The sequence below is a fragment of the Streptococcus sp. 45 genome (assembly GCF_900108865.1).
GTDB lineage: Bacteria > Bacillota > Bacilli > Lactobacillales > Streptococcaceae > Streptococcus > Streptococcus ruminicola.
In genome coordinates this window covers 93,146-107,419 of record NZ_FNXZ01000005.1, presented here as the reverse complement: position 1 = coordinate 107,419, position 14,274 = coordinate 93,146, and the positions used below count along the sequence as shown (strand labels likewise).

14 protein-coding genes and 1 rRNA gene are annotated in these 14,274 nt (G+C 37.0%); 2 read left to right on the top strand and 13 right to left on the bottom strand.

Features of this window, described 5'->3' with window-relative positions:
* The 4 genes from BMX18_RS08245 to BMX18_RS08230 all read right to left on the bottom strand — a co-directional run.
* Nucleotides 1-197: ribosomal RNA gene (locus BMX18_RS08245) — 16S ribosomal RNA — on the bottom strand; the annotation flags it as partial.
* Nucleotides 198-599: 402 nt separating this feature from the next.
* On the bottom strand, nt 600-1,148 hold the full coding sequence (hpf, locus tag BMX18_RS08240; RefSeq protein ID WP_039695883.1) for a ribosome hibernation-promoting factor, HPF/YfiA family: 549 nt from the start codon (nt 1,146-1,148) through the stop codon (nt 600-602).
* Between the two features lie 76 nt (nt 1,149-1,224).
* Nucleotides 1,225-1,887: a ComF family protein gene (locus tag BMX18_RS08235; RefSeq protein ID WP_093816016.1), complete on the bottom strand. Its 663-nt coding sequence runs from the start codon at nt 1,885-1,887 to the stop codon at nt 1,225-1,227.
* Complete coding sequence (locus BMX18_RS08230) at nt 1,887-3,185, bottom strand: ATP-dependent helicase ComFA (protein ID WP_093816014.1); 1,299 nt, start codon at nt 3,183-3,185, stop codon at nt 1,887-1,889. Before BMX18_RS08230 ends, BMX18_RS08235 begins: the two co-directional genes overlap by 1 nt.
* Before the next feature lie 54 nt (nt 3,186-3,239).
* Between BMX18_RS08230 and BMX18_RS08225 the strand changes: the two genes are divergently transcribed.
* On the top strand, nt 3,240-3,866 hold the full coding sequence (locus tag BMX18_RS08225; protein WP_074869926.1) for a YigZ family protein: 627 nt from the start codon (nt 3,240-3,242) through the stop codon (nt 3,864-3,866).
* Nucleotides 3,867-3,965: 99 nt separating this feature from the next.
* Complete coding sequence (gene cysK, locus BMX18_RS08220; protein ID WP_074561282.1) at nt 3,966-4,895, top strand: cysteine synthase A; 930 nt, start codon at nt 3,966-3,968, stop codon at nt 4,893-4,895.
* A 99-nt stretch (nt 4,896-4,994) separates the two neighbouring features.
* On the opposite strand, the gene BMX18_RS08215 is transcribed toward cysK, so the two are convergent.
* From BMX18_RS08215 to fmt, 9 genes are all read right to left on the bottom strand, one after another.
* Complete coding sequence (locus tag BMX18_RS08215; protein ID WP_020916316.1) at nt 4,995-5,351, bottom strand: S1 RNA-binding domain-containing protein; 357 nt, start codon at nt 5,349-5,351, stop codon at nt 4,995-4,997.
* Nucleotides 5,351-6,751 carry a Cof-type HAD-IIB family hydrolase gene (locus tag BMX18_RS08210; RefSeq protein WP_093816020.1) on the bottom strand — a complete coding sequence of 467 codons (1,401 nt, stop codon included), beginning with the start codon at nt 6,749-6,751 and terminating at the stop codon, nt 5,351-5,353. The genes BMX18_RS08215 and BMX18_RS08210 overlap by 1 nt, the downstream gene beginning before the upstream one ends.
* 123 nt (nt 6,752-6,874) lie before the next feature.
* Complete coding sequence (locus BMX18_RS08205) at nt 6,875-7,519, bottom strand: response regulator transcription factor (RefSeq protein WP_006531177.1); 645 nt, start codon at nt 7,517-7,519, stop codon at nt 6,875-6,877.
* Nucleotides 7,503-8,528: an envelope stress sensor histidine kinase LiaS gene (locus tag BMX18_RS08200; protein ID WP_074565066.1), complete on the bottom strand. Its 1,026-nt coding sequence runs from the start codon at nt 8,526-8,528 to the stop codon at nt 7,503-7,505. Before BMX18_RS08200 ends, BMX18_RS08205 begins: the two co-directional genes overlap by 17 nt.
* Entirely contained in the window at nt 8,525-9,220 is a 696-nt protein-coding gene (liaF, locus tag BMX18_RS08195) for a cell wall-active antibiotics response protein LiaF (RefSeq protein WP_039695888.1), read from the bottom strand. The genes BMX18_RS08200 and liaF overlap by 4 nt, the downstream gene beginning before the upstream one ends.
* A 97-nt stretch (nt 9,221-9,317) precedes the next feature.
* Nucleotides 9,318-11,207 (bottom strand): Stk1 family PASTA domain-containing Ser/Thr kinase, encoded by a 1,890-nt coding sequence (gene pknB / locus BMX18_RS08190; RefSeq protein ID WP_039695889.1) that lies wholly within the window; start codon nt 11,205-11,207, stop codon nt 9,318-9,320.
* Nucleotides 11,207-11,944: a Stp1/IreP family PP2C-type Ser/Thr phosphatase gene (locus BMX18_RS08185; RefSeq protein ID WP_074482688.1), complete on the bottom strand. Its 738-nt coding sequence runs from the start codon at nt 11,942-11,944 to the stop codon at nt 11,207-11,209. The genes pknB and BMX18_RS08185 overlap by 1 nt, the downstream gene beginning before the upstream one ends.
* A 37-nt stretch (nt 11,945-11,981) precedes the next feature.
* Entirely contained in the window at nt 11,982-13,304 is a 1,323-nt protein-coding gene (rsmB, locus tag BMX18_RS08180; RefSeq protein ID WP_093816012.1) for a 16S rRNA (cytosine(967)-C(5))-methyltransferase RsmB, read from the bottom strand.
* Nucleotides 13,294-14,229 (bottom strand): methionyl-tRNA formyltransferase, encoded by a 936-nt coding sequence (gene fmt, locus BMX18_RS08175; protein WP_074626747.1) that lies wholly within the window; start codon nt 14,227-14,229, stop codon nt 13,294-13,296. Before fmt ends, rsmB begins: the two co-directional genes overlap by 11 nt.
* Nucleotides 14,230-14,274: the final 45 nt, after the last annotated feature.

The window sequence follows — 14,274 nt, the reverse complement described above, 5'->3', positions numbered from 1 at the left end:
CATGGGTTAAATGCTGTTATGCGGTATTAGCTATCGTTTCCAATAGTTATCCCCCGCTAGTAGGCAGGTTACCTACGCGTTACTCACCCGTTCGCAACTCTTCCAACTTTAGCAAGCTAAAGTCTTCAGCGTTCTACTTGCATGTATTAGGCACGCCGCCAGCGTTCGTCCTGAGCCAGGATCAAACTCTCATTTAATCTTGTTCTCATTCTGTCACTGACAGATTTATCGTTTTTTGACAGGTTACTTCCGTAACCCGCACGTTTGGTTCGTATTGTTCAGTTTTCAAAGGTCTTTGTCTCACTCGAGACAACTTCTATATTCTATCAAATTTGAAACCCTTTGTCAACATCTTTTTTTAAGAAATTTTCAAGCTCTTTTCAAATTTGTTACCGCTGCCCTCTCGAACAACAGCTATATTAGTTTAGCATTGCCGTTTACTTTTGTCAATAACTTTTTTAAGTTTTTTTGTTATTAACTTAAGTCTCTTGAAAGGCTCGCTCTCAAGCAGCAACTATAATAATTTATCATCTATCGCTTCCTATGTCAATAGCTAAATTGAAAAATCCGCTAACTTTTTTAGCGGATTTTTCTACGGGTTATTTGGCTTCGATTAAACCAAGTTCACCATCTTCACGACGATAAAGAATGTTTGTTACACCATCTTCAGCATCTGTGTAGATAAAGAAATCATGTCCCAAAAGGTCCATTTGAAGAAGCGCTTCGTCAAGATCCATCGGTTTCAAGCTAACGTGTTTTGTACGAACGACGTTTACTGCTGGTCCTTCTTCTACAGGTTCAGCTTCAAACTCACTTGTGAAAATTTGGCTAGCTGGAACTTTTTCACGATGTTTTTTAGCAATTTTAGTCTTATTTTTACGAATTTGACGTTCAATCTTGTCAGTTACCAAATCGATTGATCCATACATATCTTGTGAAACGTCTTCAGCTCTAAGAGTAATTGAATCAACCAAAATTGTTACTTCAACTTTCGCAGTTTTTTCACGGTAAACTTTTAGATTAACACGAGCATCTAATTCTTGTTCAGCATTGAAGTATTTTTCAATTTTTCCGAGTTTAGATTCGACATAGTTACGGATTGCATCTGTTACTTCGATGTTTTCTCCACGAACACTATATTTAATCATAAAAACACCTCTTTCTCGCTATAAAGCGCTTTCTTTACTCTTTTATTATACTGCTTTCATGAAAATTTGCAAGCATTTACCGTGCAATTGTTAAACTTTTTACAATCTTTACTCCTTTTTCATAAAATAAGTGATAAATTCCTTTTAAAGTTGCTCCCGTTGTGTAAATATCATCAATAACTAATACTTTATCTGGTATCTGGCTGCCTGATTTAATCCTAAACGGACAGTCACTTGTCAGTCTTTCTTTTCTGCTTTTTTCAGATTGCTTTTTAATATCTTTCTTCTCTAAAATATCATAGTAAGAAACCTTAGCAGCATCTAGAATCGCTGTAACTTGATTGAATTGTCTTTCTGTCATTCGTTCTTTGCTGAGTGGTACAGGAATAATTGTATAGTCCTTGTAGTTCTTCAAGACTTGTTTAAGTTCTTTTGCAAAAACATGACTTAGCATAGCATCTCCTTGAAATTTATATTTTGAAAAATATTCTTTCATGGCTTCATTATAGGTATACAGTGCTCGGTTCGAAACTTTATGATTTTCTTTTGCCCACTTCTTGCAATCATCACACTGCTCTTTACTGCCTTTTCGGTAGCACGTTGGACAGTGGTCATCACCAATTTTTTCAAAGTTTTCCTGACACTCTTTGCAAGTCAAATAACTGGTCTTACGCATTGTAATAATTCCTAAAAAATTTTCCTTCTCAGAAAATTCTTGTCCGCAAAGCAAACATTTCATTAAAATCCTCCTTTATGATTCATTTCTTTTATTTCAGAAATGGCTTTTTTCATAGCTTTTGTTACGCCATCATGCAAGAACAATAGCTCTCCTGTCGGTCTCTCGGCTGCTCGACCAACTCGACCAGAAATCTGAACAAGTGCACTTTTGCTGTACAATTTGTGATTTGCAAGTAGGACAAAAACATCGACACACGGAAAGGTTACCCCACGTTCTAGAATGGTTGTCGTCACTAGTATGGTTAATTTTCCTTGTCTAAATTTCTCAACTAATTCCAGCCGATTTTCGGTTTTACTTGACACAAAACCTATCTTTTCATCAGGAAAAATCATCTGTAAAATGCTTGTAAATTCTCTACCTTGTTCAATATTTGGGAAAAATATGAGAAGTGGAAACTGGCTTTGCCTTTGCTTTTTTAAAAGAGAGATTAGTTTAGGAGGAAGTTTTTTCTTTTTCAGTGCGATTAACACTCGACTTAACCAAACCATTTTTGGAGCCACCAGGGGATTGGCGTGAAAACGTCTTGCTAAATGCAATTTTGTCAACTCTCCTTTTTTGACTTTTTTATCTAATTCATCTGTAGAAGTCGCTGTTAGAAAGAGTTTAACGCCATCATCTTTTAGCGATTGATTGACAGCGTGATAAAGCATTTTATTGTCAACAAAGGGAAAGGCATCAACTTCGTCGATGATTAATAAATCAAATGCTCGGTAAAATTTTAAAAGTTGATGGGTCGTTGCAATTACTAGTGGAGAACGTTTATACGGCTCAGAGTCACCGTGTAAAAGCGTAATCGGGCAAGAAAAATCCCGTGATAAACGTTTATAAAGTTCTAAACAAACATCAATCCGTGGACTCGCTAAGCAGACACTTCCACCATTATCAATAACTTTGGCTAAAGATTGATAAATCATTTCGGTTTTGCCCGCACCAGTTACGGCGTGAATCAATAAATCGCGTTTTTCAGAAATACCTGCAAGCATGCCTTTGGAAACTTCATCTTGATAAGGAGTTAGTTTTCCTTGCCACTTTAAAGACTGAGTCTTTAAAAAAGGCTTCTGAGGAAAATAATAAAGCTTAGCATCACTAGTATTTCTGCCAAAAACTAAGCATTCTCTACAATAAATTCGGCCTGTTTGGAGGGTATGATTTGGTGACATAACACTTCCACAGCGATTGCAAATCATTTGCCCTTTTTCTCTTTTAACCGAAGGAAGGACTTTTGCTTCTTTTTTCAAGTCATCTGTTAACTGACTTTCTGTAAAAATTCTTCCATAGTGATCATTTAACTCTGTCATACCTATTTATTCGAAAATTTTGCTAAATACCAAAAAATCTTGTAAAATTTGGGTATGAACTATAAAACAATCAAAAACGATGGCGTTTGCGAGGAAGAAATTAAAAAATCTCGCTTTATTTGCCAATTAAAACGCGTTGAAACCGAAGAAGAAGGACGAGAATTCATTGCTCAAATCAAAAAAGAACATTATAAAGCAACTCATTCTTGTTCAGCTATGATTATTGGAGAAAATGCCGAAATCAAGCGTTCTAGCGATGATGGTGAGCCTAGCGGAACAGCTGGTGTACCGATGCTAACTGTTTTGGAAAAACAAGATTTAACCAATGTTGTCGCCGTTGTTACACGTTATTTTGGTGGTATTAAACTTGGTGCTGGCGGGCTAATTCGTGCTTACGCTGGCAGCGTTGCTAATGCTCTTAAAGAGATTGGTATCGTAGAAGTTAAGGAACAAGAAGGGCTAAAACTCACCCTTTCTTACCCACAATACCAAACATTCTCCAACTTCTTGCAAGCTGAAAATCTTCAAGAATTTGACACCGAATTTCTAGAAAATGTAACAACTCACATCTACCTTGACCCAGAAAATGTAACAGAGGTTAGTGACCGTCTTGTTGAATTTTATCAAGGTAAGGTTTCCTTTGAAAAATCTGGTTCAAAAATTGTCGAAGTTGACTTGTGATAAGATTTCCCTATCACCATGATAAGAATTATATATTTTACAAACAGCCAATTTGAGCATATACTTGACCTATAAATTTTAATTCAAGGAGAATCATTTATGGCAAAAATTTATAACTCAATTACTGAATTAATTGGAAATACTCCTATTATCAAACTTAACAACATTGTTCCTGAAGATGCTGCTGATGTTTACGTCAAAATTGAATCATTTAACCCAGGCTCATCTGTTAAAGATCGTATTGCTCTTCGTATGATTGAAGACGCTGAAAAAGCTGGTACAATCAAACCTGGTGATACAATTGTTGAACCGACATCAGGTAATACTGGTATTGGTCTTGCTTGGGTCGGTGCAGCTAAAGGATACAAAGTCATTATTGTAATGCCTGAAACAATGAGCCTTGAACGTCGTAAAATTATCCAAGCTTATGGTGCTGAACTTGTTTTGACACCAGGAAGCGAAGGAATGAAAGGGGCTATTGCTAAAGCCAAAGAAGTCGCTGCAGAGAAAAATGGTTGGGTACCACTTCAATTTGCTAATCCATCTAACCCAGCTGTTCATGAAGCAACAACAGGAGCTGAAATCATTGAAGCTTTCGGTCCAAAAGGTCTTGATGCTTTCGTAGCTGGTGTTGGTACTGGAGGAACTGTTTCTGGTGTTTCTCACGCTCTTAAAAAAGCAAACCCAGACATCAAAGTCTATGCAGTTGAAGCTGATGAATCTGCTGTTCTTTCTGGTGAAAAACCTGGTCCACACAAAATTCAAGGAATTTCAGCTGGCTTTATCCCAGATACCCTTGATACTAAATCTTATGATGCTGTCATTCGCGTCGCATCAGACGATGCTATTGTAACAAGCCGTAACCTTGGTGGGAAAGAAGGATTCCTTGCTGGTATCTCATCAGGCGCAGCCATCTTTGCAGCTATTGAAAAAGCCAAAGAACTTGGTAAAGGTAAAAAAGTCTTAGCCCTTCTTCCTGACAACGGCGAACGTTACCTTTCAACTTCTCTTTACGACTTTGGTGACTAAAAAATTATCAAAACTTCAACAAGGCTAGAGGTCTGCTCTAACCTTGTTTTCTTATGATTATGATATAAAAAATGCTGAGCACTTCGTCTCAGCATTTTATTAATCTTTTGTTAGCAATTCTAGGCTTTCTTTTGTCCATTTTGGCAGATTGTCTGCTAATGGTTGAAAACCAATATTTAAATGACTATTTGAAAAACGATGGCGTCTGTGAAGATGATGTTTTTCCTCTTCAAGAGTACGCAAAGAAAGGCTAGCTTTTTGCGTAAATTCATCAAAATCAACCACTTGTACCAAGACTTTCTCACCAACTTTAAGCAGTTGGTAAATATTTTCAATATAGCCTGTTTTAATTTCTGAGATATGAATAAGGCCTGTAGTCCCATTATCCAATGCGACAAAGGCACCATAAGGTTTTATACCTGTTATTGTTCCAGTGATTTTGTCGCCAATTCTCATTAATCTACTACCTCAATTGTTTCAATAACTACATCTTCAACTGGTCGGTCCTGTGCGCCAGTTTCAACGTTTGCAATTTCATCAAGAACTTTGTATGATTCTTCGTCCATGATTTGTCCAAAGACTGTGTGACGACGGTCAAGGTGAGGTGTTCCACCTTTAGCAGCATAAAGTTCTGCGATTGGTTTTGGCCAACCTCCACGTTCTAGTTCTTTTTGAGCGTATGGAATTTTGCTATTTTGAACGATAAAGAACTGGCTTCCGTTTGTATTTGGACCAGCATTCGCCATTGAAAGAGCTCCACGAACATTGTAAAGTTCTTCTGAGAATTCATCTTCAAAACTATCGCCGTAGATAGATTGTCCACCCATACCAGTACCAGTTGGGTCACCACCTTGAATCATAAATTCAGGAATGATACGGTGGAAAATGATACCGTCATAGTAACCATCTTTTGACAAAGCAACAAAGTTCGCTACTGTTTTTGGTGCATGATCAGGGAAAAGTTTGATTTTCATGTCACCATGATTTGTTTTTATTGTCGCAACTGGACCTTCAACTGTTGATAAATCAACTTGTGGGAAATTTAATTGTTTTTCTACCAAACCGAGTTCCTCCAAAGCATATAAAATGCCATCTTCTTCTACTGTTTTTGTTACAAAATCTGCTTTTTCTTTGAGTTCAGGCACGGCATTGCCCATAGCAATTTTCAAGCCAACATAATCAAAGATTTCCATATCATTTGGACCATCTCCAAACATCATGGCATTGAGTGGTTTTAAGTTTTGACTTTCTAAAACATGGGCAACTCCTGAAGCTTTAGAAACGCCAACCTTAACAACATCAGATGAGTGTTCGTGCCAAGGTACCAAACGAATCTCACTAGCTAAGTCTTCTGGCAATTGCAAGTCAGCATTATTTTCAGCAAATGTCCACATTTGATAAACATCATTTGTTAAATAAAAATCTGGCTCAACATCACAAATACCATAAATAGGTTTCATCGCATCATCAATCAAGTCACAACGTTTTGACACGACTGGTTTATCCTTACCAGTAAAACCATATTCAATGCCCTCTGCCTTAGCCCAATTGACATACTTTTCAACTAAATCACGTGGAAGTGGGTCGCTAACAATCTTTGCTTCTTTCTTGTCAACAACATAAGTTCCATTGATTGTGACAAAATAATCAGGATTTAAATCACGAATTTCGGGAACAACGCCATAAAGTGCACGTCCCGTCGCAATTCCTGTCATAATGCCTTTTTCTTTCAAACTTTTAAAAACATACTTGATTGATTCTGGCATATAACCTGTGACTTTGACACGTAAGGTATCATCAATATCAAAGAAAACAATCTTCGTTTTTTTAGCCTTGTATTTTGTTTTTACATCCATCTGTATCATTATGGGAAAGGAAATGGTCACTAAAATCTCATTTTCCATAAAAGTCCTTAGACTTTTGTCCCATTTTCCTTTCTAACTTTGAAACCAAAGAAAAGCTATGTTTTTATTATAACATTAATCCTCATCTTGCGGTACTAAATGATGCTTAAAGGCATAGACAACTGCTTGTGTGCGGTCATCTACTTCTAGCTTAGCTAAGATATTTGAAACGTGTGTTTTAACTGTTTTTAGTGAAATAAACAATTCATCAGCAATGGTCTGATTGTCATAACCTTTAGCAAGAAGTCTTAAAATATCTCGTTCACGCGCTGTCAAATCTTCATGCAATTCTGGTTTCTGATCGTGGGCTTTGATTTTCTTATCAACCTCTGTCTCGATTGCTAATTCACCACGCGCCACTTTTTGGATAGCATTAAGAATTTCAGCGGCACTAGATGTTTTTAACATATAACCTTTAGCACCTGCTTCAATAACTGGGTAGATTTTTTCATTATCAAGATAAGATGTCAGAACAAGGATTTTAGCTTCTTTCCACTCTTTTAAGAGTTTTAAGGTCGCTTCAACGCCACTCATTTCAGGCATTACCAAATCCATTACTACCACATCTGGTTTTAACTCTAAAGCAAGTTTTATCCCTTCAATGCCATTGCCTGCTTCGCCAACAACTTCAACGTCAGGTTGCAAGTTAAAAAAACTTTTCAAACCAAGACGTACCATTTCGTGGTCATCAACTAGGATAACTCTAATTTTCTGGGTCATCTTCTTTCTCCTTGTTTTCTCCCTTAACCAAAGGCAAGCGGATATCCATTGATACTCCTTTTCCTTTTTGGCTCAATAGTGTCATTGTCCCTGCCATGTCATCAACACGTTCTTCAATGTTATTAAGACCATAACTTAAATCATGACGTTCATCCATATCAAAACCGACACCATTATCAACCATTTTTAATTGTAATTCTGTCTCTGTCTGATTGAGGTAAACTTCTAAACGTGTTGCCTTGGCATGTTTAAGCGTATTACTGATAAATTCTTGAGCAATTCGAAAAACGTTATCTTCAATCTTTTTAGGCAGTTTTCCGATATTTTTCTTATAAACAACTTCTATACTACTCTTATCTGTTAATTCTTTCAAGAGGATGTCAAAACCTTCCGAAAGGGTTTTATTTTCCAGTTCTGTAGGTCTTAAATGTAGCAACAAAATACGCAAATCTTTTTGAGCATTTTGCAACATACTTTCAACAGCTGTTAGCTGAAACTCCAGCTGGTCTCTTTCAATTTGATCAAGGTTAGCAGATACCCCAGAAAGAATCATCGAAGAAGCAAACAGTTCTTGACTAACCGTGTCATGAAGGTCACGAGCAATACGTTTACGTTCTTGCTCCACAATTTCTTGTCCATTTTGAATACGACTATTCTCAGTATTTTGAAGACTATTTGTTAAGTGTGTCATCTTTTTAGACAAGCGTGACAAATTCGTGTTGATTTCTGTATCTTCATCAAGAGATACCTCTTGATTATTTAAAATGCGGCGCAGATTTTGGTTAATACTTCGTTTACTATTATCATCCAAAATAACCCAAAGTAGTAATAACAAAATAGTAACAGCTAAGATAAGAAAGACAATTGAAAAAACAAAACGTTCTCCCATCCAAAAATCTGTTATCAAACTTTTCAAATGCAACTCTAAACTATCTAGGACAACAACAACAATTGAAATGATGATAATACTTGCATAAAGAATCAAAAGTAAAAAATGATGTTTTTTCATTTACGCACCACCTCAACATCTCCTGCTAAAACATTAACAATCACCTTAACAGCTTTCAAACATTCTTCATCTTTAGGATGCCATAATTTTAAAGATTCATTTCGCAGGTCATATTCTTCAAAATCAAAATAACGAACACTGCCATAAATCGCACTAACATCCAATTTAACCGCAACATCAATAGGAACTAAAATCTTTGTTGGACCAAAAACTTTGCGAATAATTACCACATTATCCTTACCAGTTACGATGACACTGCTTAAATCAATAGTGTCACTGCCTGTTAAACGAACCATGTTGATGTCATCAAAGGCATAAAAATCACTGTCATGCATATCAGCACCAATCCATTGGTTACGAATTGGTTTTGCTTTCAAGTCTTCCTCACGAAAACGAACCAAAGCAAAGCGATTTTTCTTCTTAACTTGCGAAAAGTGATTAATGACCACATAAACAACCCCAAGCACAACCGCCATGATAATGTATGGATTAAGCATCAAAATCAAAAATAAAAGAACCAATCCTACTGTTAACAATAAATTATTGCGCTTGTCTTGATTATAAAAACGTAATGCCAAAAGAATTAAAACTAAAATTAAGATAAAACTCGATAAATTGTTGGCCATAATTGTCATTAAGCCCATGACTAATAAAATAGTTTCGACAATGACAAAAAATTGAACTTTCCTCATATCATACCCTTTCTTTTTCTGTATTTTACCAAAAAGAAGCGGAAATTGCTCGATTTTGACTAAAAAAGAACACCTATTTAGGTGTTCTTATAATATCTTATTGTTCAACTGATGATGAGTCGGTTTGTGAACTTTCTTCAGTGCTGCTACTGCTGCTACTTGAAGAACTTGACTCACTAGTTTCACTTGTCTCAGATGACTCAGGAACAGATTGAGATGGTGCGACTTCTGAAGACTGAGATTCACTTCCAGCTGAGAAGTAAAGTTTCACATTTCCTTCAATAGCTGCGCCAAAGTAAGGATCTTGTGCCACAACAACTGCAGAGGCAGATGGTGTTTTGACTTGAGAGTATCCGGTTGATGAAGTAGCATCTGCTTGGAATACTGTAATATGTGAGCTTGATAAGCCAAGTGCAGTCAATTCAGCAATTGCATCTTGATAAGTATAACCAATAAGGTTTGGCATAACGATTGCTGCAACCTTGAAAGTAATCTTATCTTCACTAGCTACTTTTGTACCTTTTCCAGGTGTTTGACTAATGATAGTACCACCGTCATAGTTAGTACCTGTTATCCATTCAACATCAATCTTATCACTTGAAATACCGTGCTTATCTTTGAGTTCTTTGATAACTTCCTGATAGTTTTGACCAGTATAATCTTTCATCTTAAAGCCTGATGTTCCTTTTGACACATAAATGTCAACTTTGGCACCTTCTTTTTTAGATGAACCTGCTGTTGGGTCAGTCTTAATAACATGACCTTTTTGCACAGTATCACTAGCTACTTTATGAATATCACCAACTTTAAGTCCAGCTGAAGTTAAACTTGTCTTAGCATCTGCTAAACTTGTTCCTGCTACATCTGGAACGTTGACTGAAGCTGGTGTGCTTAGCGTCAAGTAAGTAAAAATAGCAATTGCAACTACTACGACCGCAAAGAAAATTTTCACTAAAGTACCAAACATACGATGTGATTTTTTCTTCTTCGTTTTCGCTTTTGCAATTTTATTATCCGCAGCTTCACGATTAACTTTAGCCGCTTTTTGTTTTTTCAACAATTGTTCTGTAGTTGAGGGAACAGGTGTTGAAGTTGTTACTTTTGGAAGTGTCTTCGTATTTTCTGTATCTTCAAAGACAAGTTTGCGTTCACGACTGCGGTTATATGAAAGAGCAGTCATTAAATCACGGCTCATCTCAAAAGTTGAGGCGTAACGGTCACTCAAACGTTTTGCAGTTGCTTTAATGACAACATTTTCCAAAGCTTGAGGAACATTTTTATTTTCATCAATGATTGATGGAAGTGGTTTTTGGAAATGCTGAAGAGCAATTGTAACAGCTGAATCACCATCATATGGGATGTGACCAGTCAACATTTCAAACAACATAATCCCCATAGCGTAGATATCACTTTGAACAGTGGCTTTTGAACCACGCGCTTGTTCAGGTGATAAATAGTGTACACTACCAAGCATTGAGTTTGTCTGTGTTAAACTTGTTTCTGCAAAGGCTACTGCGATACCAAAGTCGGTAACTTTAACCGTTCCGTCTTTGGTTAACAAGATATTTTGTGGTTTCAAATCACGGTGAACAATTCCTTGTTGATGAGCCAAAGTCATCGCAGACAAGACTTCTTCCATGATTCTAACAACTTCATTATTAGAAAGCGGGGCATGGTCTTGAATATATTTTTTCAAGTCCGAACCATCAACATATTCCATTACTAAGAATTGCTGTCCGTCTTCTTCTCCAATATCACGAATCGAAACGATATTTGGATGGTTTAGCTCTGCCATGGCACGCGCTTCACGTTGGAAACGAGCAACGGCAATTTGATCTGTTTGATAATTAGTTCGAAGGACTTTGATAGCCACTTCTTCATTATCAAGAATTAGATCTTTGGCAAGATAAACATCTGCCATTCCACCCCGTCCGATAGATTTGAGGATCCGATAACGACCAGCAAATAATTTGCCAATCTGAATCATTAAGCTTCCTCACTTTCGGCGTGGATAAGAGCAATGGTGATATTATCAAGACCTCCACGTTCGTTAGCAAGAGTGACTAACTCATTATTTTTATCGTCAAGATTTTTATCTTGGCTCAAAATGCTAACAATTTCGTCATTGGTAATCATGTTTGTTAAACCATCACTGTTAATGATAAGATAATCGTCTTCTTCAAGAACTTGAACCCCTAAATCAGGTTCAACTGGATTAGCTTGTCCAATAGATTGCGTGATAATATTTTTTTGTGGGTGATTAGCAGCTTCTTCTTCTGTCAATTGACCAGCTTTAACCAATTCATTAACAAGAGAGTGATCGCTTGTTAACAATTCGTATTCACCATTATGAAGCAAGCCAATGCGTGAATCACCAACGTGAGCAAAGATAACATTGTTATCAACAATCGCTAAAGCTTCAACGGTTGTTCCCATACCTTTATACTCATCGGTTTGACCCAGTTCATAAATTCTTTGATTTTCTGCTTCAAGCGCAGTAATCAGCCAATCACGAATTTGGCTTAATTCAGTAAAATCGGTAGTAATCCATTCACGTCCAAGGTCAGTAACGGTCATTTCACTAGCAATATTACCAGCACGATGACCTCCCATACCATCTGCTAGGATGACTAAAGTGATACCTTTTTCGTTATCAAATTTATTAATAAAATCCTGATTATTTGAACGTCTTTGTCCGATATCAGTTACAAGTGAAATTTTCATAGTTTTCCTTCTGACTGTGTCAGTTTCCTCCTTGAGATTACAAGATACGTTTAACTTGTCCAATAAAGAACCCGTCTGTCTGATATTGTTCAGGGGTAATCGCAATACAACCATCTCTTACAATATCTTCTTGCGTATGACTCAGTTTTACCTGTTCAAAATTTGGATGAGTTTCTAAAAATTTGTTAATGACTTGGAAGTTTTCCTCATCAAAAATCGTACAAGTGCTATAAGTTATTATACCACCTTTACGCAATGTTTGACAAACGCTATCAAGAATTTGCAATTGAATTTCCTGTAAAGCCGTGAAATCTTGATTTTCTTTATTGTACTTAATATCAGGTTTACGGCGGATAAGACCAATTCCTGAACATGGTGCATCAACTAATATTTTATCAAAAGTGTCTGGTGCAAAATGTTCGTGAACTGTCGTGGCATCCATTTTTTGTGTAGAAATTTTATCAGCCACATGTAGTCGTTTGGCATTATCCATTACCAAATCAAGCTTGTGGTCGTATAAATCTAATGCTGTGATATGACCACTTGTCAGATAAGAAGCCATATGAGTGGTCTTTCCACCTGGAGCCGCGCAAGCATCTAAGATATTTTCATCGCCCTGAATATTAAGAGTTTGGGCCACCAATTGACTAGATTCATCTTGAATCGTGATATCACCTTGGGCAAAATAGTCTGTTCCAGCAAAGTGACCTGATGTTTTAACCAAACCAACTGGCGATAAAGTAGATGGTTCTGCGCCTGTTGCAGCTTTAATCTCAGCCAATTTTTCAGGATTTGTCACTCGAATACTTGCTTTATTTCGAATAAACAAGCTTTGCATAATAGCTTTTGCACGGTCCTCACCGAATTGGTCAATTAACTTTTTAACCAACCAGACTGGTAAAGAATAAAGAACTGAATAACGTTTGTTTTTACGTTTAATGCTTTCAGGATTTGGGAGGTCATCTTTAGTCAAACGTCGCAAAACCGCATTGACAAATTTTTCAGCACCTTTTTTATTGCCACGATTTTTAGCAATGTTAACTGCATCATTAACCACAGCATGAGCAGGCATTTTATCAAGGTACAATAATTGATAAAGACTCAACATCAAAAGATAATAAACCCAAGGATCCAATTTGTCACGGTCTTCGATATAGTGAGCTAAATACCATTCTAGGGTAATCTTTCGTGCTACTGTACCATAGACGATTTCTGTCACCAAAGACTTATCTTTTTGTGACAACTGAGTCTGTTTAAGTTCCTGATTGAGAGCAATATTTGAATACGCTCCTTCTTCAAAGACATTTTCAAGAACGACTAGCGCTAAGCCACGTGCTTGTTTCTTCCAATCATTCGCCAATAAGGTCACCTACTTCAAGTTTACGTCCAACACCATTTAAGAAATCCACAACGCTCATGCGTGGTTTCCCTGCTGGTTGAACTGTTTTAAGAGAAATCGCACCGTCTCCAGTTGCCACAACCAAAGTTTTCTTGCCTTTTTCAATGATTTGACCTGGTTGTCCTTGACCTTCTGCCAAGCTTGCTTCATAGATTTTGAAACGTTTGCCATCAAGAAGGGTGTGCGCAACAGGCCATGGATACAAACCACGAATGTGATTAAAGACTTCACGCGCTGATTTATTCCAGTCGATACGTTCTTCTTCTGGTGTGATATTTGGTGAGAAAGTCGCTTTACTTTCATCTTGTGGTTCTGGTTTGATATTTCCAGCAATGTAATCTGGCAATGTCTTCAAAAGTAAATCACGTCCAATAACGGCTAGTTTTTCAAACATTGTCCCAACGTTATCTTCGTCAGTAATTGGTGTTGATGCTTTAGCAATCATGTCACCAGCATCCATTTTCTTAACCATTTCCATGATTGTCACACCTGCTTCTTTGTCACCGTTGATGATAGCGTAGTGAATTGGTGCGCCACCACGGTATTTAGGAAGAAGTGAGGCATGCACATTAACTGCGAAATCAACAGAATCAAGCAATTTTGTTGGTAAGAATTGACCAAAAGCAGCTGTTACAATACCATCTGCCCCTAAAGTCATAAGCTCAGCCATTTCATCTGAACTAGACATTTTTTCAGGCTGATAAACTGGTAAATTGTGTGCCAAAGCAACTTCTTTAACAGGTGTCATTTTGATTTCTTTTTTACGACCAACCGCGCGGTCTGGTTGTGTCACAACCGCTAAAACATCGTAGTTAGCATCATCTAGTAAACCTTCTAGAACAGTCGCTGAAAAATCAGGTGTTCCCATAAAAATTAATTTTGTCATTTTTCTTCCTCTCAAAGGATTTTATTACTTAAATTTTTTCTTTAT

What these genes read in the sequence shown, in the direction of transcription:
- hpf (WP_039695883.1), bottom strand. Translation starts at nt 1,148, where the DNA reads ATGATTAAATATAGTGTTCGTGGAGAAAACATCGAAGTAACAGATGCA.
- BMX18_RS08235 (WP_093816016.1), bottom strand. Translation starts at nt 1,887, where the DNA reads ATGAAATGTTTGCTTTGCGGACAAGAATTTTCTGAGAAGGAAAATTTT.
- BMX18_RS08230 (WP_093816014.1), bottom strand. Translation starts at nt 3,185, where the DNA reads ATGACAGAGTTAAATGATCACTATGGAAGAATTTTTACAGAAAGTCAG.
- BMX18_RS08225 (WP_074869926.1), top strand. Translation starts at nt 3,240, where the DNA reads ATGAACTATAAAACAATCAAAAACGATGGCGTTTGCGAGGAAGAAATT.
- cysK (WP_074561282.1), top strand. Translation starts at nt 3,966, where the DNA reads ATGGCAAAAATTTATAACTCAATTACTGAATTAATTGGAAATACTCCT.
- BMX18_RS08215 (WP_020916316.1), bottom strand. Translation starts at nt 5,351, where the DNA reads ATGAGAATTGGCGACAAAATCACTGGAACAATAACAGGTATAAAACCT.
- BMX18_RS08210 (WP_093816020.1), bottom strand. Translation starts at nt 6,751, where the DNA reads ATGGATGTAAAAACAAAATACAAGGCTAAAAAAACGAAGATTGTTTTC.
- BMX18_RS08205 (WP_006531177.1), bottom strand. Translation starts at nt 7,519, where the DNA reads ATGACCCAGAAAATTAGAGTTATCCTAGTTGATGACCACGAAATGGTA.
- BMX18_RS08200 (WP_074565066.1), bottom strand. Translation starts at nt 8,528, where the DNA reads ATGAAAAAACATCATTTTTTACTTTTGATTCTTTATGCAAGTATTATC.
- liaF (WP_039695888.1), bottom strand. Translation starts at nt 9,220, where the DNA reads ATGAGGAAAGTTCAATTTTTTGTCATTGTCGAAACTATTTTATTAGTC.
- pknB (WP_039695889.1), bottom strand. Translation starts at nt 11,207, where the DNA reads ATGATTCAGATTGGCAAATTATTTGCTGGTCGTTATCGGATCCTCAAA.
- BMX18_RS08185 (WP_074482688.1), bottom strand. Translation starts at nt 11,944, where the DNA reads ATGAAAATTTCACTTGTAACTGATATCGGACAAAGACGTTCAAATAAT.
- fmt (WP_074626747.1), bottom strand. Translation starts at nt 14,229, where the DNA reads ATGACAAAATTAATTTTTATGGGAACACCTGATTTTTCAGCGACTGTT.